General features: G+C 37.3%; 1 pseudogene. It reads right to left on the reverse strand.

Annotation, left to right across the window (positions count from 1 at the left end):
- A pseudogene (locus V7083_RS19865) lies at positions 1-231 on the reverse strand (phosphate-binding protein); the annotation flags it as partial.
- Positions 232-391 lie beyond the last annotated feature (160 nt).

Here is a 391-nt window from a genome sequence, read left to right on the forward strand (position 1 = left end):
TATATCTACTTTGGAGTGTTCGTTCATGAATTCTTCTGCTGCCGCTGCAATTAATGGCTGCATCGCGGATGATCCGGAAATGACTAACGAACCTGATAATTCTTCTGTCTTTTTGGTTTGATCTTTTTCTTCACCGCTTTTATTAGAAGTTTTATCGCCACCACAAGCAGCCATAAAAACCATTAAAGCTGTCAGTAGTGTAAAAAGGCTCAACCGTTTCAAACTTTTCATTTCCTTAATTCCCCCTACGAAAATTGTTTTTATGTTTTCTTCTTACAGTTTTAATCATAAATTCGGACTGTAAAGAGGGTTTTAATACAATGTAAATATTCTGTAAATGATTGTTGAGACTTTGTAAATTAGAAAAGCGGAGGCGCCCTGGTCAGCGGCG

It is taken from the genome of Bacillus sp. JJ1764 (assembly GCF_036962145.1).
GTDB lineage: Bacteria > Bacillota > Bacilli > Bacillales > Cytobacillaceae > Neobacillus.